The sequence below is a fragment of the Streptococcus mitis genome (genome assembly GCF_023109515.1).
In the GTDB taxonomy this organism is placed as follows: domain Bacteria; phylum Bacillota; class Bacilli; order Lactobacillales; family Streptococcaceae; genus Streptococcus; species Streptococcus mitis_CS.
The window spans coordinates 1-17921 of sequence record NZ_JALDUM010000005.1 but is presented as its reverse complement, the minus strand read 5'-3'; the positions used below and the strand labels follow the sequence as shown (position 1 = coordinate 17921).

General features: G+C 37.6%; 20 protein-coding genes and 5 tRNA genes. 10 read left to right on the top strand and 15 right to left on the bottom strand.

Annotated features, from left to right (window positions below; genetic code table 11):
• Nucleotides 1-81: 81 nt before the first annotated feature.
• The 4 genes from M1G05_RS09110 to M1G05_RS09095 all read left to right on the top strand — a co-directional run bounded on the left by M1G05_RS09110 (nt 82) and on the right by M1G05_RS09095 (nt 3651).
• A complete protein-coding gene (locus M1G05_RS09110; RefSeq protein WP_247953598.1) occupies nt 82-825 on the top strand; it encodes an XRE family transcriptional regulator in 744 nt (247 codons plus the stop codon).
• A 15-nt stretch (nt 826-840) separates the two neighbouring features.
• Nucleotides 841-1380, top strand: coding sequence for a hypothetical protein (locus M1G05_RS09105; protein ID WP_084887101.1), 540 nt, complete (start codon nt 841-843; stop codon nt 1378-1380).
• Nucleotides 1381-1541: 161 nt separating this feature from the next.
• Nucleotides 1542-2687: a site-specific integrase gene (locus tag M1G05_RS09100; protein WP_247953597.1), complete on the top strand. Its 1146-nt coding sequence runs from the start codon at nt 1542-1544 to the stop codon at nt 2685-2687.
• Between the two features lie 106 nt (nt 2688-2793).
• On the top strand, nt 2794-3651 hold the full coding sequence (locus M1G05_RS09095; RefSeq protein ID WP_247953596.1) for a DUF975 family protein: 858 nt from the start codon (nt 2794-2796) through the stop codon (nt 3649-3651).
• Nucleotides 3652-3677: 26 nt separating this feature from the next.
• On the opposite strand, the gene pcp is transcribed toward M1G05_RS09095, so the two are convergent.
• From pcp to M1G05_RS09050, 9 genes are all read right to left on the bottom strand, one after another.
• Nucleotides 3678-4322, bottom strand: coding sequence for a pyroglutamyl-peptidase I (gene pcp / locus M1G05_RS09090; protein ID WP_247953595.1), 645 nt, complete (start codon nt 4320-4322; stop codon nt 3678-3680).
• A gap of 111 nt (nt 4323-4433) precedes the next feature.
• Nucleotides 4434-4796, bottom strand: a complete 363-nt coding sequence (locus M1G05_RS09085) for a DUF1304 domain-containing protein (RefSeq protein ID WP_143952556.1) — start codon at nt 4794-4796, stop codon at nt 4434-4436.
• A gap of 10 nt (nt 4797-4806) precedes the next feature.
• The gene (locus M1G05_RS09080) at nt 4807-5232 is read right to left on the bottom strand and encodes a MarR family winged helix-turn-helix transcriptional regulator (RefSeq protein WP_238096562.1); all 426 of its coding nucleotides are present in this window, start codon (nt 5230-5232) and stop codon (nt 4807-4809) included.
• A 316-nt stretch (nt 5233-5548) separates the two neighbouring features.
• Entirely contained in the window at nt 5549-6751 is a 1203-nt protein-coding gene (locus M1G05_RS09075) for a LysM peptidoglycan-binding domain-containing protein (protein ID WP_247953594.1), read from the bottom strand.
• Nucleotides 6752-6913: 162 nt separating this feature from the next.
• Nucleotides 6914-7537 carry an HAD family hydrolase gene (locus M1G05_RS09070; RefSeq protein WP_247953593.1) on the bottom strand — a complete coding sequence of 208 codons (624 nt, stop codon included), beginning with the start codon at nt 7535-7537 and terminating at the stop codon, nt 6914-6916.
• A gap of 3 nt (nt 7538-7540) precedes the next feature.
• Complete coding sequence (locus tag M1G05_RS09065) at nt 7541-8821, bottom strand: MATE family efflux transporter (protein WP_247953592.1); 1281 nt, start codon at nt 8819-8821, stop codon at nt 7541-7543.
• A gap of 60 nt (nt 8822-8881) precedes the next feature.
• The gene (gene thrC / locus M1G05_RS09060) at nt 8882-10366 is read right to left on the bottom strand and encodes a threonine synthase (protein ID WP_247953591.1); all 1485 of its coding nucleotides are present in this window, start codon (nt 10364-10366) and stop codon (nt 8882-8884) included.
• 75 nt (nt 10367-10441) lie between these two features.
• Nucleotides 10442-11719 (bottom strand): glutamate-cysteine ligase family protein, encoded by a 1278-nt coding sequence (locus M1G05_RS09055; RefSeq protein ID WP_049544508.1) that lies wholly within the window; start codon nt 11717-11719, stop codon nt 10442-10444.
• 314 nt (nt 11720-12033) lie between these two features.
• The gene (locus M1G05_RS09050) at nt 12034-12432 is read right to left on the bottom strand and encodes an FmdB family zinc ribbon protein (protein ID WP_247953590.1); all 399 of its coding nucleotides are present in this window, start codon (nt 12430-12432) and stop codon (nt 12034-12036) included.
• A 172-nt stretch (nt 12433-12604) separates the two neighbouring features.
• On the opposite strand from M1G05_RS09050, the gene M1G05_RS09045 reads away from it, so the two are divergent.
• Nucleotides 12605-12931 (top strand): DMT family transporter, encoded by a 327-nt coding sequence (locus tag M1G05_RS09045; RefSeq protein WP_009732038.1) that lies wholly within the window; start codon nt 12605-12607, stop codon nt 12929-12931.
• Between the two features lie 163 nt (nt 12932-13094).
• Here the strand turns inward: M1G05_RS09045 and M1G05_RS09040 are convergent, their stop codons facing one another.
• Entirely contained in the window at nt 13095-13541 is a 447-nt protein-coding gene (locus M1G05_RS09040) for a helix-turn-helix transcriptional regulator (protein WP_000287814.1), read from the bottom strand.
• Between the two features lie 319 nt (nt 13542-13860).
• Between M1G05_RS09040 and M1G05_RS09035 the strand changes: the two genes are divergently transcribed.
• Genes M1G05_RS09035 through M1G05_RS09015 form a run of 5 tightly spaced genes read left to right on the top strand, consistent with a single transcriptional unit; the run spans nt 13861 to nt 17351 of the window.
• Nucleotides 13861-14334: a hypothetical protein gene (locus M1G05_RS09035; protein ID WP_000182279.1), complete on the top strand. Its 474-nt coding sequence runs from the start codon at nt 13861-13863 to the stop codon at nt 14332-14334.
• Between the two features lie 40 nt (nt 14335-14374).
• Nucleotides 14375-15571, top strand: a complete 1197-nt coding sequence (locus M1G05_RS09030) for a replication initiation factor domain-containing protein (RefSeq protein ID WP_045616578.1) — start codon at nt 14375-14377, stop codon at nt 15569-15571.
• A 2-nt stretch (nt 15572-15573) separates the two neighbouring features.
• Nucleotides 15574-15960: a hypothetical protein gene (locus M1G05_RS09025; protein ID WP_001096843.1), complete on the top strand. Its 387-nt coding sequence runs from the start codon at nt 15574-15576 to the stop codon at nt 15958-15960.
• Between the two features lie 59 nt (nt 15961-16019).
• The gene (locus M1G05_RS09020; protein ID WP_000598356.1) at nt 16020-16214 is read left to right on the top strand and encodes a DUF3173 domain-containing protein; all 195 of its coding nucleotides are present in this window, start codon (nt 16020-16022) and stop codon (nt 16212-16214) included.
• A gap of 3 nt (nt 16215-16217) precedes the next feature.
• Nucleotides 16218-17351, top strand: coding sequence for a tyrosine-type recombinase/integrase (locus M1G05_RS09015; protein ID WP_009732034.1), 1134 nt, complete (start codon nt 16218-16220; stop codon nt 17349-17351).
• An 85-nt stretch (nt 17352-17436) separates the two neighbouring features.
• Here the strand turns inward: M1G05_RS09015 and M1G05_RS09010 are convergent.
• The 5 genes from M1G05_RS09010 to M1G05_RS08990 all read right to left on the bottom strand — a co-directional run bounded on the left by M1G05_RS09010 (nt 17437) and on the right by M1G05_RS08990 (nt 17857).
• A tRNA-Leu gene (locus M1G05_RS09010) sits at nt 17437-17520 on the bottom strand.
• Between the two features lie 9 nt (nt 17521-17529).
• Nucleotides 17530-17601 (bottom strand) — tRNA-Gln (locus tag M1G05_RS09005).
• A gap of 13 nt (nt 17602-17614) precedes the next feature.
• Nucleotides 17615-17687 (bottom strand) — tRNA-His (locus tag M1G05_RS09000).
• Nucleotides 17688-17701: 14 nt separating this feature from the next.
• Nucleotides 17702-17772: transfer RNA gene (locus M1G05_RS08995), tRNA-Trp, on the bottom strand.
• A gap of 4 nt (nt 17773-17776) precedes the next feature.
• Nucleotides 17777-17857 (bottom strand) — tRNA-Tyr (locus tag M1G05_RS08990).
• Nucleotides 17858-17921: the final 64 nt, after the last annotated feature.

The window sequence follows — 17921 nt, the reverse complement described above, 5'->3', positions numbered from 1 at the left end:
TAAAAAATAAAAAAAGTTGCGTTTTCGGTGACTTTTTTATATAATCTACTTATAACAACTATAGAAATTGAGGGGAATAAAATGGATTTAAAAAAATATATCGGAACACAAATTAAGACGTTTCGTAAATCGGCTGGATTTACCCAAGATGAACTTGCAAAAAGATTGAATACTACTAAACAAACTATTAGTAGATATGAAAAAGGGGATAGGAAAGCCAACCAAGATATGCTCTTTGAACTTTGCGATATTTTTGGTGTTTCAATAGACGATTTTTTCCCTTCTCAAAATGAATCTACTCAGCTCCCTACCTCTTCCCAAATCCAATCCATCTACGACCAACTAGAACCACCTAGACAGGGCAAAGTCCTGACCTATGCCGAGAGTCAACTGAATGAACAAAAAAACGAAGAAAATACGAAGAAAAACGAAGTATCGGAGAAAGTTGTTCAACTCTATGGTTACGACTACTACGACCACGCTGCTTCTGCTGGTACTGGACAGTATTTGAACGATGTACGAGTGGAACGGATTGAGTTACCAGTAGATGTAGATGCTGACTTTGTTATTCCAATAAAAGGGGACTCTATGGAACCTGACTATCACGATGGCGACCTGGTATTTATCCAGACAAGCGTTGACTTGAATGACGGAGTAATCGGAGTGTTTAACTACAATGGGGAAGCATATATCAAGCAACTGGTTATTGATACAGAACAAGCCTACTTACATAGTTTGAATCCTGCATACAAGGATATGCCAATCACACCAGACACCGACTTCCGAATTATCGGGGAAGTCGTAGATTTGTATAGAGAAAAATAAAAAAGGAGAATACCCATGAAAAAACTACTAACAACATCAGCTATCTTGCTTAGTGCTACAGTTCTAGTAGCCTGCTCTAACAATCAATCGGCTACCAAAGATAGCTCGGAGCAACCAAAAACGGAGCAAAAGAATACTACTTCAACAAACACAAAAGCCAAAGTAGATAACAGTAAATATGATGATTTAATCTCTGAAATTAAATCAAAATTAGACCCTGAATCAACTGGCGCAATAAGCGTAAAAATCCAAAACAACGTAATCGATTCAGATTCATCCGAACCGCATGATACAATCATGATTTTGCTAACTGGAACGGCTAAGGATAGCGCAAAAGAATCTCTAGATGCAGTTAATTCTAATTCTGCTACTACTGACCAAAACAATGCAATCACTTTGATTCGTATGGCTATTTCTGAATTTGCTAAAAAGTTACCAGACGACAATACTACTCTTTCCCTTGGTTATGAAAAATCTGCTGACCAATATGATCTAATCGCAAAATCTTCAAAACAAAAAGATATTATCCCTGTTGGTGAAATCATCGTACAATAAAAAAATCCCCACACTCGCCATCGCCAAACTTTGAGTGTGAGGATTCAACTTTCCATCTAGCAAGCAATGGAAAGGACGATAAAAAAATACACCTATAGTTTATCACAAGTTCTACACCTTTTCAACTATGCGGGCAAGCAATCGAAAAGAAAGGACTTTTTATGATAAAAAAATATATTACAAAAAAAGGAGAGACTAGATATCTCTTTCAAACATATCTGGGCATAGACCCTGCCACTGGAAAAGAAAAACGCACAACACGCCGTGGTTTTAAAACCATAAAAGAGGCAAAGGCTGCCGAACGCGACCTTCTCTTAGATGTTGAAGAGAATGGTTTTTCAAATAATGAAGATTTCCAGAACCCTACTTTCGCTGAAGTCGCTGAGTTATGGCTAGATAGCTATAAAAACACTGTAAAACCAACAACATATCAGAACGTTAAGAAAAAACTTGATGTTATGATTGACTTGTATTTTACAGATATGAAAATCCAGCAGATCAGTGTAGCTTATTGTCAAAAGGTTGCTATCAAGTTAAGTAATCGCTATATCCTCTATGCCAATTACTACTCTGTAATCAGCCGTATTTTCAAGTATGCCACTTCTATTGACATTATTAAGTCAAATCCATTAGACAAGATTATCAAGCCTAAAAATAGGCCTTTAAAGGGCAAAGAAAACTACTATACAAAACAGGAACTAACCGAGTTTCTTAAAGTTTACCAAGCAAATTGCAAACCAGTAGACTACACTTTTTTTCACTTACTCGCTTTTTCAGGATTGAGAACTGGAGAAGCTATCGGACTCATGTGGTCAGATGTTGATTTTGAAAATAAACGATTAAGCATTTCTCGGACAGCAGTCGTTGTTAATAAAAAACAAACTGTTCAGGACCCTAAAACCAAAATGAGTAAGAGGGTTATCACTTTAGATGATGAAACTCTAAATGTATTGAAAATCTGGAAACGTCAGCAAATAAAAGAATATTTCCAGGCCGGTGTACCTTATAAACATGATTCGAATTATATTTTTACGAACAATAGCGGGGGATGGCTTTTAGCCGCAACTATGAAAGTGAAACTTTTAAGATTCTTTCGTAAACACAATAATCTTAAAAAAATTTCGCCTCACGGGTTTAGACATACACACGCTTCTCTCCTATTTGAAGCTGGTGTTACAGCAAAAATTATTTCGGACAGATTAGGTCATAATAATGTTCAAACTACCCTTGACATGTATACCCACATCAACGATAATCAACGTGTTGAAGTCGTTAATCAGCTTATGGATTTCATCCGCTCCAGCTAAAAGTAGTGTCGTATTCAATTTCGTATTCACTTTTACTTAACACGCTAGAAGTCCACTGGTTTCAAAGGATTAGCAAGCTATGTACTATTTATGGTATAATGAGAGAATGAAATACCCAAAAATTGATTTAAAAACCGTTCGTCTGCAAGCCAGACAATTTCAGGCTGAAAATCCCCGCCTCTTTCTCGTCTATCTCTTACCTAGTATACTGGTCATCTTGTCTGGCTTCCTCAATCCCTTAGAGCGCATCAACGAGAGTGTTTTAGAACAACCCTTTTTAAGCGTGTTTGGCCATGTATTCCAAGCCTACCTTTTTCCTCTATTAGTCTCCTTTATCGGAACAATACTTCTAACCAGTTCCGTCTATACAACGCTGAAACTCATCAAGAATCCCGATACAGGACTATCCATCAAAAATAGTCTCACTCTCTTTAATGAAGAGCACTTTTCACAAACCTTTTTGACTCTCCTTCTCAAACGTTTCTATCTCTTCTTATGGAGCATTCCTAGTTTGCTTGGAATTTACTTCCTTTTTTACAGTAGCTTTCTTGCAAAGAAATTCATTGCCCTTCATCCTGAGTTTCCCAATCTGGATCTCACGTCAATTGAAACCGAGCGTTTCCTCATGACCTTTGGTCTTTACTTTCTAGCAAGTATCCTCTTGATGATTGTCGGAACTAGTCTCTATATCCCACAATACTATGCCTATTCGCAGGTAGAATTTCTCCTCTGTGACACCCTAGACTTAGGACAAGCCAAACCAGGACAAATCCTAAAAACCAGCCGTTTCCTGATGAAAGGCTACAAATTTCAGCGCTTTGTCCTAGACTTACAACTCCTTCCTTGGTACGTCCTCAATTGGATTACCTTTGGAATTGCTAGTTTCTCACTCCTACCCTACATTCAAATCAATAAAATGATTTTTTACCGAGCAGTATTGGCTCGAAAACGTCCAAAAGCTTGAAGGTTTTCCCTCAAGCTTTTTTTCTATCAATGAGTTTCTCCGCCTACCAACTTGAGGTCCTCATCTCCATGTTCTATAATGGCGCCGATTGCCGCTTCTATCCCTCGCCTAATATCCACTAAACTCATAGCTGGAGTGGTCGGTCGATTCACCACCTGTTCCATCATATAAGGAATATGCATAAAACCTGCCTTAACATGGGGAAATTTCTTTTCTACCAAATAGAGGGCCTGATACATCAAATGATTGCAGACAAAAGTCCCTGCAGTATTGGAAACAGAGGCCGGCAATCCCTCTTTTTTTATAGCTTGAACCATCGCTTTAATCGGCAAACTACTAAAGTAAGCCGGAGCACCATCTGGACGAATGGGAAGGTCAATCGGCTGATTACCTTCGTTATCAGGAATGCGTGCATCGTCTTGATTTATAGCCACTCGCTCAGGTGTCAAGCTGGTTCTTCCACCTGCTTGGCCGATACAAAGGACAAAGTCAGGTTGATAACGACTCATTTCTTCTTCCAATACTTGAGCCGATTTGTGAAAAACTGTCGGCACCTCTAGCCAACGGACCTCAGCACCATGGATTTCAGCTGGTAAACCTTTAATGGCTTCCAAAGCTGGATTGACCTTTTCCCCTCCAAAGGGCTCAAAACCTGTCACTAATACTTTCATTTCTTACTCCTCAAAACAAATTCAATGAGACTTTTTCTTAAAAACAAGTATAACATATTTCCCTTATTCTGGAGTGAAAAGGACTAGAGAGGATCAGACCGGCATTAAAGTTTATTTAAAGAGAAAAATACTAATCAAGGCCAAAATAGCTGGTCCACCTTGCTTCAAAATAATTTTCTTATCTGCTGTGAGAGAGCCATAAGCCGCAGCACCAATCACAAATAAAACAAAAATAGTCACAATTTCTAAATTCTGTGAGAAATAAATCCCATACAAGAGAAAGACTCCTAACAGAGCATTATAAATCCCTTGATTTTTAAACAATGAACTTACAGACGGACGAGCCAGTTCTTCCTTTTCCATGTTAAATACTCGACTGGTTGCATCTGATTGCGTTGCAATACTTTCCAAATAAAAAATGTAAAAATGCTCCAAAGCAACAATCGTTGCTAAAATGATTGTAATAATTGACATCTATTTCTCCTTAAATTTCTATATTTTCAATACCCAAAACCAATTTATTTACTAAACGGCTGAGTTCTGTTCTTTCAGACTCTGTTAAGATACTTTCCATCTCTTCCTTAACCTTGATATGCTGCAGAGGCGGATTCACAACTAACTGCTCTTTGGCATACTTCGTAGCCTCCACCAACACTTCTCGCTGATTTTCAGGATTACGATGACGCTCCACCAAACCTTCCTTTTCCAGAATTTTGAAATGTCGGGTCAAAGCAGCCTGATCAATCTTCAAACGCTCCTGAACCGCTATTTGATTACAAGGGGAATGCTTCAGCAAAAATAATAAAATCTGATACCGTGTCAAACTAATCCCAAGTCTTTTTTCAAACAATTGCGTACTCGCTTGCTCAGACAAGCGGAGTTGATAAAGCAGATCTTGAATCTCTATCATTTCTTTCTCCTATCTTGATTTATCAATAGTTGACTAATCAATTGTGTTATAAAGTAAAATTGATTGCAAGAATGTTGCTTCAATCATTACAAAATGGTAACTTCCATTTTCCATTCATATTGATACTCAATGAAAGTCAAAGAGCTAACTAGGAAGCTATCCGTAGGTTGCTCAAAGCACAGCTTTGAGGTTGCAGATAAAACTGACGTGGTTTGAAGAGACTTTCGAAGAGTATGACAAAGAAAAACGAACGAGACTTACTTCCAATCATGAAAGCTAGATCTCATTCGTAAAAAATGATATTACCAAGTCTGGTTTATCCATTCATTGAAACGTGAACATGGTCATAGTGGTTTTCTGTCACACTACCTCGATCTGGCATTGGGTTCCAAGTATTAGCTGGTCCATATTTGCTATCGAATGGAGCATAGAAACGTTGTTTCCAGATGATGTAACTAATTCCTCGGCTAGCCATATTTTGAATAGCGTATTCCGCAATCTTATCCCCTAGTTCTGAGCTTTCTGGTACCATAAAGTCGATAGCCAAACCTTTTCCGTGATCTCCACTGTCTCCTGGACGGTAACCACTAAAGGATGTGATGCCAAACAAGTTAGCAATTTCTTCTTTAAAGGCAGCTGTTTGTGGTTGAAGGCCTGCATTTTCAGATTTCGCTACCGCAAGTCCAGCATAATCGGGCGCTGCTGGAGCTGCGTAAGTTGTTGCAACTGTTTTCTTCTCTTCTGGTTGATAAGTAGAAACTGCTGTTGTAGCTTCATTTGATGAGGCTTCTTTTGCTTCTTCTGAACTTGTTGCAGTTGTTTCAGGTGCTGTTTCTTCTACTGGTATTGTAGTTGCTTCCACTGCTGATTCAGCTTGAGGGCTGGCTTGTGTTTCCTCTTTCTCAGCTGGAATTGTTGCCTGAGGAGCTGCCTCTGCAACTGCATTGCTTGTCTCGGCTGTTTGCTCCTCTGACGTTGAAGTATTTGTAGATGGTGCTACTTCTTTTACAGTAGCAACTGTCTCTGCAACTTCTGAATTTGTTGCCACTTCTTTTGTACTTGTAGTTTCTACCGCTTTTGGAGCTTCTGCAATTGGTTGAGAAAGGTCTGCAACCTGAACAGTTTGATCATCTACGGTCACTTGATTGGTTGTCAAATCTGCTGTCGCAGTTGTCACTTCTTCACTAGAGTCTGCTTGAGGAGTTTGGATTTCAACTTCTGTTACTTCTTCAGCTTCATTGACAGTCGTTGTCAAAACAGTTTCTGGGAAAATCAAGTCCATATTCGTGATTTTATTCAAATTCGCAAGAACTGTGACATCTACACCCAAGGCTTCTGCAATGGTGCTCAAGGTATCACCATACTGAACGGTATAACTTGTTTTGTTGTCCGTTTTAGTCAAATCATTTTGGATTTGCTCAACACTACGTGCAGCCCAAAGAACTTCTTCTGCTTGAGTTGCCAATACTGGGGCAAATGACAAGGCTACTGTTGAGGCTAATAATATTCTTTTCTTCATTCTTTCAAATTCCTTTCAAATGAGTACCTGTCTATGATAACACAAAAAATGCAGAAAAAAAGCCCTCTCGGGCCTATTTAATAGAACTGTCTATTCCTTGTAACAAACTCGGTTACTTGAAATAGTTTGTTAGGTCTCTGTCACAAAACTGACACAATCTTTTTATTGCTCAGCCTCAAAAATACGGGAAATATCTGCTAACGCTTGAATCCTGTGATTACCTTCATAAGTCGACTCTAAAAAGTTGAGGCTTTGAATCCCACTATTCTGGGCAAATTCCACATCCAGAGTCCGATCCCCTATATAATAAGTATTGTCAGGATTCAACTGATGCTTGTCTATCAGATAGGTAGCCGCTTCTGAACTTGGCTTCCGCGCAAAGCCACTCTGACTGGTTAAAATCTCTGTGAAATAGGATTCCAAACCCAAATCTCTGAGAATGGCAAAAGCATTATCTCCCTTATGAGTGTAAACAAACTGCTGAATTCCTGATTCCTCTGCCCAAGCTAGCACATCACGCGCACCTGGCATCAAAACTACCTGAGCATTCTTCTCAGCCAGACTCTGGGCACGCACCTGATTTAGCACCTCGACATCCAGTTTTCGCTCTTCCGCAACTTTCTCCAGCAAATCCTGCACAGAAAACTTGAGAATAAACTCTCTCACCTGCTCCTTATCATAAGGAATAGAAAACTGAGCAAAAGTTTCCTCAATTCCTGACAAAATCGCTTCGTAAGAGTCCAATAAAGTCCCGTCTAAATCCCAAATAAAAGCTGTTTTTTGCATTTCCTATCCTTTCAAGCTCACATAGCGCTGGTAACGATAGCGTAGAAATAACCAGCGAAAACCATTATCCAAAAGGGTTCCGGCCCAAATACCGGGCAAGCCCCAACCAAGCACAATCCCCATCAGATACCCTGTTCCAATGCGGATACACCACATTCCTATACTTGTCGCATAAAAGGGAAGCCGAGCATTGCCCAAACCCTGCCAGACTGCTGTATAGATGACTGTTCCTATCGTCATAGGAGTACCAAGTAGTGAAAAAAGTGTCACTAGTACACTAGCCTCCACCGCTAGAGAATCAGTCGTATAGAGATGAGTTAGTGGTATACCCAAAGCATAGATACTGAAGGTCAAGGGTAACATGAGGACCAGAGAAAGCCAAAAGGCTTGTTTACTCAACTTATCTACTCTATTCCAATTATCCTCTCCAACCGCTCGAGCCACCAGCATGACCGTTGCCGTAGCGACGCCAAAGGCAGGCATGTAGTTAAACTGGGTCAAGACTTCTCCGACTGCATTCCCAGCAACTACCTCTGTTCCAAAAGAAACAACCAAGGCAATGATCACGACATCTCCAGCTCGCATCATCAGTCGCTCTCCAGCTGCTGGTATTGCCAAAGTCAGTAAGTCTTTATCCAGTCCAAAAGTTGGCTTCGCATAAGGAAGTTTTAATTGTAACCATAAAATCACAAGACCTACCAAACGAGACAGAATTGTCCCCCAAGCAACACCAGCTATCCCCATATCCAGAACAAAAATAGCTAGACTTGAAAAAAGAATATTCAAGGCATTGGATAAAAAACTAACATAGAGAGGCAGACGTGGATTATGCGTTGCACGAATCAAGGCTCCCAGACTAGTCATTAAACCTAAGAGAACAATCGATCCGCCTACCAAAGATAGGTAGAGTCCACCACTCTCAGCTACATCTCTCTCCGTCCCCAAAAGTCCTATCATCTCTTTCCCAGCGAAGATGGACAAAAATCCTAAAAGGAAACTTAATAGTAAGGTAATCTTCAATGCCTCAGTCACATGATAGGCTAGCATAGATTGATCCTTCTGCCCCAAATTTTTTGAAATAACACTGGAAATAGCAGCTCCCAGAGCGATGAAAATCGCCTGATAAATCGTGATAATATTGCCAGCTACTGATACACCCGAAATAGCTATCAAGCCCAAGTGGGCTACTAAGTAACTATCCACCATCCCCATGAGCATCTGCAAAAAATTTTCGCCCATAGCTGGCAAGGCAATATTAAGAATGTCTTTATTTTTCTTAAACAATCCTTCCTCCTGATGAAAAGAAACTCAGTTGGTTTCCCAACCGAGTTTACTCCCTCTGTCTTAAAGTCCTAGATAAGCCTCAACCGCTGCTTGCATATCAGCAGCTGCCACTGTTGTCTTGTGACGAACAGGAGCTGTTTCAAGCCCGTCAACTGCTGGTGGTACTGCAACTCCTGAAATATCATGTAATTGAGCCAAGGCTTCAAAGTCAGTCAAGCCTACTTTACCTGTTACAGCTTCTACTGCAACCACTGGGAACTTGTATGGACTCGCTGTTGAAGCAATCACTGTCTTAGTCACATCGCCAGTAGCCGCTTGGTATTTCTTATAAACTGCCGAGGCAACCGCCGTATGTGGATCCTCGATATAGGCATCTGTATCATAAACACGCTTGATTTCTGCTGCCGTTTCTTCCTCAGTCGCATATTCAGCTGCAAAGAGGTCCAAAATCTCTGCATCAAAGTCTGTCAACTCATATTGTCCTTGCTTGTTCAAGGCATTCATAAGTTCAGCTGTTTTAACCGCATCATTACCTAAAAGATGGAAAATCAAACGCTCCAAGTTTGAAGATACCAAAATATCCATAGATGGACTAGTAGTCACTTTAAACTCACGTTTCTTGTCGTAAACACGTGTCTTGAAAAAGTCTGTCAAAACATTGTTGTCATTTGAAGCACAGATTAATTTGCCAACTGGTAGACCAATTTGCTTAGCATAAAAGGCAGCCAAGATATTTCCAAAATTTCCTGTTGGTACTGTGAAGTTGACCTTATCACCAGCCACAATCTCACCAGTCTTAACCAACTGAGCATAGGCATAAACATAATAAACAATCTGTGGCACCAAACGACCGATATTCATAGAGTTGGCAGATGAAAATTGCAGTTTATTGGTAGCCAACTTTTCACGAAGGGCTACATCGTTAAACATATGCTTCACATTTGTTTGAGCATCATCAAAGTTACCATCAATAGCGATAACATGAGTATTATCACCAGTCTGAGTAGTCATTTGCAACTCTTGAACCTTGCTGACACCATCCTTTGGATAAAAGACGATAATCTCAGTTCCAGGCACATCCGCAAACCCTGCCATAGCAGCTTTCCCCGTGTCGCCAGATGTCGCTGTCAAGATGACAATCTTATTTTCCAAACCATGTTTCTTAGCAGCAGTCGTCATAAAGTATGGCAAGATAGACAAGGCCATATCCTTAAAAGCAATTGTTGAACCATGGAAAAGTTCCAAGTTATATTGCCCGTCTAATTTCACTAATGGTGCGATAGCTGGAGTATCAAACTTGCTATCATAGGCATTGTTGATACAGTAGTCCAACTCTTCAGCTGTAAAGTCATCTAAAAATGCTGACAAAACAATCTTAGCAACTTCCTGATAAGAAGCATATTTCAATTTGTCAAAGTCCAAATCTACCTTTGGATAAGTAACCGGTGTAAACAAACCACCATCCGTTGCCAAACCTTGCAAAATTGCTTGGCTAGCAGTTACTGTATTGTTGGCATCACGCGTTGATTGATAAACTAATGTCATTACTCTCTATCCTTTATCTATAGTCTCATCCATTATATCATGATTTTTCAGAAAATTCTCCTTTTATAAGAGAAATTATAGGCTCAATTCTTCTTTCAAAGGCTGTAAATAGGTCATTTCTTGCTTATTTCGCATCTCCAGTCCTTCCTCAGCTAAAAGGACTAAGTCTTTTGAAAACTCTATAATTGCAGTTTCTTCCTGATCTGTAAGCTTTTTCTTAGAAAATTGTCGCCTTAAAAACTTATAATTTCGGCCAAATGCTGTAAAAAAAGGTGCTGTACTTAAGTAAGCTTCTAACTTATCTAAATTAACCAACAATCCCAAGTGAAAAGCTGCTGAAGCGAAGGTTCTATCTAGAGGTTGAGTACACACACTACGAAACTCAACTGTTCCGCGAGTCGTTAAGTCTTGGTACTGATAGCTACGATGAGTTTCAAAATCTTTCTCTTGAGGGGAAATAAGAACCTCTTCCCAATTAAGAGAAAATGCTTGTATTTCAGGTGTAGCTAAATAGTCCCTAGCCTGAATCGGATAAAAATAATAGGTTTGTCCATCACGTTCCGCAGTAAAAATTGCAGAATGATCTAGATAATCAAAAAAATCATCCTCATCTTTAAAGAGCCTAGCATTGACACCAACATTCTCTGGATAGATACCATGCATCGATTCTTCCCAGAAAATATCTCTTGAGATTTTTGTATCCCAATCCGCACCTGTAAACTCAGAGTTTGCAAATAAATAAGCCTTAGCCCCTTCAATTTGGGTAAAAGCATTAATCACTCGTAAGTAGTTAGACTTTGAAACATCCAACTGAACCTGACTCCCACAAATAAACGCTCCGTATTCAGGGAATTGATGTAAGTCTGATTTAGTCACATTTCTACTCAAATTCAAATAGTCCATCAACATCTGATAGCGTGGGTAAGCCACTGGACAATTATCATTTTTATCCCAGTTGGGATGAATACCACAGCCAACAATAGCATGATTTGATTCAGCTAACTTCTTCTGGATTGCTTCCATATAAATACTAAAACGTTCTTCAACCTCTTGTATTGTTTCAGCCTTACCAAATGCAAACTCAATCGTAGTATAGGAAACTTCAAATAAAATAGCATCTTGACTAACTGGATCTACTAACTGGATAGGATTCCCAAAATCATCAACCTTTTCGACAGTTAAATCAAAAGAAAAAACTAAATATCGGAATAAGTGTTTGATAACTTCAACATCTGTAGCATCCCCTTCCAAATTTACAACTGGATATTCCAGCTCAATTCCGACATACAATTCAGCATTTTTTTTAATATTTTTCAAATACCGATGTTTTAATAAATCGATAGAACAAGACATACTCCCCTACACTTTCATAATCTAAATAAAATTTGAATAACTATTATTATACCAAAAATAATATAAAAAAGGAACGAAGATTTACAACGTTCCTTAACTCTATACTATACCGGCGGCCGGGGTCGAACCGGCACGTCCTTGCGGACACTGGATTTTGAGTCTAATATTATTAGTTTTAAATCTCAGAAATATTGATTTTATAAGCTTTTTTTCCATAATATTTTTTAAAACTTAGTATCACTTCCAAAGTTTAGATACTTTTTAGTAACTATAAAATGCTAGAAAGTATACTCCTTATTAAAAAGAGTTTTGGACTAGTTTTGTGCAATTTTATTACCCATATCCGTAATAAGAGAGGCTAAATTAATTGCCTTTAATGATTGTAGAAATTGGTTGTGAATATCATTAGACACATAACCAGCTAGCAAAATATGCTCAGCCATGTCATATTGCTTAATCAAGAGAATCTTATCATGTTTTTCATTAAATAAAATCGCACTAATTGCTGTATTAAAGACTGGAAAACGAAAACTCGCATATTGTGAACAATAAGGAATATCTCCCTCATCTTTTAAAAATTTTTTCTCCAAAGGATGCCCACATTCGGGACAACAAGTCATTGTTTTGTCAAATATAGAAACCTCTTTTTTAAAGTTCTTAAAAGTAATTTTACCAGTAAAATCGAGACCACGCAAGACATTGAAATAAATCAAGACTTTTTTTTTAATTTATCTTATGATATACTAAACTTATCAGCTATTGGTTCTGAAAAAGTGTCTGCCACAGTTTTACTACAAATTCTCATGACTTGTGCCAAGATTTATAAAAAACGGATAGCTATAATAGCTCTTAGAGCAAAAACATGACATATAGGAGGTTAAAGACATGTCATACTTTTATCTTTTTATCGCCATTGTAGGAGAGATATTGGGAACTAACCTTTTGAAATTATCAGACGGTTTTACAAAGCCTATTCCAACCGTTTCTGCCCTACTTAGCTATGGCGTTTGTTTCTATTTCCTCTCACTAGCAATGCAAAAAATTCCTTTAGGAATAGCTTATGCAACATGGTCAGCTGTCGGTTTAGTTTTGACAGCCTCTATCGCAGTAATGATTTTCAAAGAAACACTAAATGTTTATAGCATTATCGGTTTAATTTTGATTATCATTGGTGTTGTCATGGTTAACTTATTAGGAAATGCAGGACATTAATAAAACCGGCTCTATACTATTTGTAGTGGGTAAATCCCCTATGGATATTATGGAGCCTATTTTGTTGTAGAAAAAAAGTTCCATAAGAACTATAATGAAAAGCTAGAATTCTGTCAATATTTTGGACACATTTTGGGAGGGAATTTTGAAGACTAGCGTCCTCCTAATTTTCCCAATAAGTTTTAACTTCTTCAAAAATCTTATTCAAAAGTTCTGCATCTTTTTCTGACAACTGATTTTTTTCTATAACTCTATCTTTTAGTTCTGTTGCCTTTATTTTATTTCTTGCCACCGAAACTGCTATTGAATGTTTCAAAATATCAAACTCATCCTTTGAAAAGTTTGCAATATTGGTAAGATCTAATTGTTCTAGAGGTAAACTACTGATAATTGAATAAGGTTTTTGTCCCAGCAAATAATCTGTAGTAGTCCCAAAGATATTTGCTAATTTCACAACGAATTCTAATCCTGGTTCTAACGTTCCATTCTCCCACCGAGAATATGTCCCTTGTTGAACTCCAATTAATTCCGATATTTGTACTTGAGTTAACTTTTTTGATTTTCTGAGAGTTTTTAACCTCTCTGAAAATTTATAATCCTCTGTATACATAATTCTCCTATAGATATTCTTATTCGTATATTTTAGCTTGACAAAATATTCTAAACGGTATAAAATAGAATTATTCCATAAGGAATATTTATTTTGAGATTGAATATTCCATTGAGAATATTATAGCATAAAAGGAGGTAAAAGCGTATGTAACTAGTAGTCGATTTAAAAAATTTTAATAAAGGAGGTAGGATTCGACAAAATAAAAAATCTTGAAACAAATGTGCCGTTCGTTCCAAGATCAAAACATATTATGTAACAATTATACCACAGAAAACTCTTCAGTTGCACAAGAAAATTTCGGAGGTTTCACAAAAAGATGACCAATAAAGAGTTAGTCAATCAAATTTCTGGCCTAAACTCTACCTCTACTCTTAAAAATTGGATTCAACTGATTAAAGAGATAAGTGGCAAGGAATTTAAGAAAATTAAAGTTCCTATCAGTAGAAATCCCAGAACTCATCAATTAAGTTATACAGTTGCCTATGATTTTACAGACGAAGACCTTAGACAATTTCAAAAGTTAGCTAAACTAAAACTTGAAATAGGTCTAAAAGAGGCTATACAAGCCGTATTTGGGAGTCTAGCAGACAATGAACATGAATCCCTAAACCAAGTAATAGATGAGCTCTACGATGAACTGAGCGCCTTAAAACAGGAATTTAAGCGAGAAATGCGACTGATAAAAATTGAGAATTCCAACCTAAAAAAGAAAATCCAAGATATTGAAGAGTCGATGCAAACCGGCTTACTAGGGTTTGTTAACAAGAGGTCAAAAAATAGGTTCGGCTAATAGCGAGTTTTCGGCTGAGCCATGAGGCAGAAAGCCGAAAATGAGCGTAGATGCGGACGGACCATTTTTGACCGATAGGGTGTGTAGTAACACCACCCTCTGCAAGTTAGGTGTACCATCGAAAGAATTCAGTATTTCCAAGGGTTTCGGAGATTTTAAGGGTGGCAAAATTAAGCAAAAAGTTGAATCAAAATCTATGGCAAAAAATGAACATTTACGTTCTGTATTTGACTGGATTCAAATTCAGTTTGATAAGACTGAATTTTCGCCAAGAGAAATAATCGAAGACATTCTATTTCTTGACTATGACCTATTTATTGAGAATAAAGGGAGCCTTAAATACTATAACTATGATAGCCAGCTTCATTATGGGAATATCCGTATCTACTATGGAGCGAAAGAGTCGTCCTACATGCTTGTCATGTCAGGACAGGCACTCGAGTTCTATAGAGATATGGTATTAGATCCAAATAGTCTGTCCGAAAGACAGTTTTTGAACAACCTCTACTACAATTACAATCATTTTTCAGTAAGACGAATTGATATTGCAATAGATGATTTTAATGAAACACCCTATTTCACTCCTAATCAGCTTCTAAAGATTTGTCAGAAGAAACGCTTTATATATGGAAAAAGCACCTACTACAATACCTACGGAGATGAAACAATCGGCCAGACCTTATATTTGAGAAAACCCAATGATGACGAAAGACTTAGAATTTACGATAAACGCTTAGAACGAGCTGAGAAGCTCGGTATCAGCAAGCGGTATATAGAAAATTGGATAAGAACTGAGTTAGAACTTAGGAAAGAAAAAGCTCACTACTTCATTCAAGAATGGTTGCATTCAGAAATAGATCTTCTCAACTTTACCAAGGGATATCTCAAAGAAAAAGTGAGGTTCTATAGTGATAGCTATTTCTCAAAACCTTTGAGATCTTGGGAAAAGTTTTTAGGCCATTCAAAACCCGTCTCTATCATTATTTCAAAATCAAAAACAGAACTAGAACAAAAATTAGAATGGTTTACCTATAAAGGTTCAGGAGCTATTCTAAAAGCGTATAAATTTCTATACGACAATAACTTACTGCATGAGTATGAGAAAGCTAACTATCTCGCACTCAACAATATGGAATATCCACCAGATTTAGCAAGTGGATTAATAGAAAGAGCAATACTCTTTAAACGAGAGGATTTGATCCCTACAATCAAAGAAAATATTAAAAGGAGAAATTAACTATGGCAAAAATGCTTTCACAAAATGACTGGAATTTTAATAACATTGGAACAAAATTTGAATTGGATGAAGTCATTCCAAAATTTGAAACGGAAGTCCGAGCAGATGCAAACGGAGAAATTATCAAAAACCGAGATGGTAGCGAAAGACGTTTTAATACCGATAAAATCATTGGTTGGAAATACAATGTAACAATCAAGGATGGACAATTCAAAAAGAAATCAACCCAAGTCTCAGTAGACAATCCAGATGCCTTGGTTGATAATGACTATATCCAAGCAATGGATGAAGTACCAGTTACATTTGACAATTTACAAGCTACTATGATTAGCACGACAATGTATTACAAGGCTGATGCTATCCATTTAGTAGATGTAAAACAAAAATAAGTAAAATACAAGGGGAGTTAATCCTCCCCTTAGTTAATCTAATTAGAAAAGGAGATCACATGATTAAAACTGTAACAAAAGATGACCTTATCGAACTTGGATTTGCTCCAGGAACTGCAAGAAAGATTATCCATACCGGCAAATTACTATTAGTGAATCGTGGTTTTAACATCTACGATAACAAAAGGATTGGTACAATTCCAGCCAGTGTCGCAGAAGAACTATTAGGAATTGAACTCCAGAAAGAAGCGTAGCTTATGGCTTTACGTAAAAGTAGAGACGGAACTTGGATTGTTGATGTTTCCAATGGTATAAATCCAATATCTCTAAAACAACGTAGAATTGTAAGAAAAGGATTCAAAACTAAAAAAGAAGCATTGGAGGCCGAACAATACTTACGAAGTGTCGAACTTAAAGAAAAAAGTTTCAACTCAAAAATATCAATTGATATCCTTTATGATCTCTTAAAAGAAGAGGATAGAATAAACAACAGAAAACAAAGCTATATAGATACACAAGAAAACAACTATAACAGGCATATAAAAAACTATTTTGAAAAAGTTGATGATGTAGCTAAATTAACTTATGAAGATATCTATCAATTCAGAGAACATCTAAGAGATAAAAATACTCAAAACTCAGAAAAGAAGCTAAGTCCAAACACTATTAATAAAATTATAATTTTACTAAAGAAAATTCTGGATGTTGGATTAAGAAAGGGATTTTACAAGGAACATCCCGTAGGATTACTGAAAAAATTACCCATAGAAAAAGTAAAATTAAATTTCTGGACAGTAAAAGAATTTAAGCATTTCTTAACACTATTTAGCAACGATGAATACAATATAAAATTACTATTCACAGTTCTATTTTTTACTGGTCTAAGACTCGGAGAAGCTCTTGCTCTAACGTGGAAGGACATAGAGTTTTCTACAAATACAATCCATGTAAGTAAATCAATATACGTTAAAAAAGGTGAAGAACACATTAGTAGTACAAAGACAAAAGCTGGAACCCGAAGAATCATCATGAACACCAAACTAGTGGAGACACTAGAAGAATGGAGGCAAACACAGCATGAAAGATTAAAAGAATTTACAACCAACCTAGATGATCTACAGATATTTCAAAATAGCCCGATTACGATAACTAAGGATTCAATCGAAAAACAATATAAAAAAATATTACAAAGAGATAGTTCTTTAAAAAAAATAAGAATTCATGACTTCAGGCATTCACATGCTTCCCTACTAATAAACCAAGGAGAAGATTATCTTGTCGTAAAAGAAAGATTAGGACATGCTTCTATAACTACAACAATAGATACATACTCTCATTTGTATCCAAGCAAGCAACAAAAATTAGCGGATAAATTAGATGATTTGTTATAAAACTAGTAATTTTAAGTAACTCAGCGTTACAAATTCAACAAATAAAAGAAAAAGACAAGGTCCGAAAACCTTGTCTTTAATACTATACCGGCGGCCGGGGTCGAACCGGCACGTCCTTGCGGACACTGGATTTTGAGTCCAGCGCGTCTGCCAATTCCGCCACGCCGGCAAATAGTAACTGGGGTAGCTGGATTCGAACCAACGCATGAGGGAGTCAAAGTCCCTTGCCTTACCGCTTGGCTATACCCCAATAATATAAAATAGGCGAGTGATGGGGATCGAACCCACGCATGCCAGAGCCACAATCTGGTGTGTTAACCACTTCACCACACCCGCCATAATTCTATTAACACGGGCAGTAGGAATTGAACCCACACTGAAGGTTTTGGAGACCTTAGTTCTACCTTTAAACTATGCCCGTAAAATGGAAGGGGAGGGATTCGAACCCCCGAACCCGAAGGAGCGGATTTACAGTCCGCCGCGTTTAGCCTCTTCGCTACCCTTCCAAAATATATAAATGGCGCGAGACGGAATCGAACCGCCGACACATGGAGCTTCAATCCATTGCTC